The organism is Vogesella urethralis (assembly GCF_007644045.2).
GTDB lineage: Bacteria > Pseudomonadota > Gammaproteobacteria > Burkholderiales > Chromobacteriaceae > Vogesella > Vogesella urethralis.
In genome coordinates this window covers 1-231 of sequence record NZ_VMDW02000083.1, presented here as the reverse complement: position 1 = coordinate 231, position 231 = coordinate 1, and the positions used below count along the sequence as shown (strand labels likewise).

General features: G+C 64.1%; 1 protein-coding gene. It reads left to right on the top strand.

All coding sequences use genetic code 11. The annotated features are described in order from the left end of the window. A partial coding sequence (locus tag FLQ03_RS08680) for a catabolite repressor/activator (protein ID WP_338116362.1) occupies positions 1-231 on the top strand: 231 nt, incomplete at both ends.

The following is a 231-nucleotide window of genomic DNA, read 5'->3' as shown; positions in this document are numbered from 1 at the left end:
CCGCGCCCTCGATCGCGAGCACTTCACCAGCGTGGTTGGCGCTGACCGGGATGACGCCGAGATGCTCGCAGCTGAGCTGCGGACGTTTCCTGGCGAAACGGTGCTCTATCTCGGCGCGCTGCCGGAGCTGTCGGTGAGCTTCCTGCGCGAACAGGGCTTCCGTAAAGCCTGGCAGGACGATCCGCGTGAGGTGCATTATCTCTATGCCAACAGCTATGAGCGCGAAGCGGC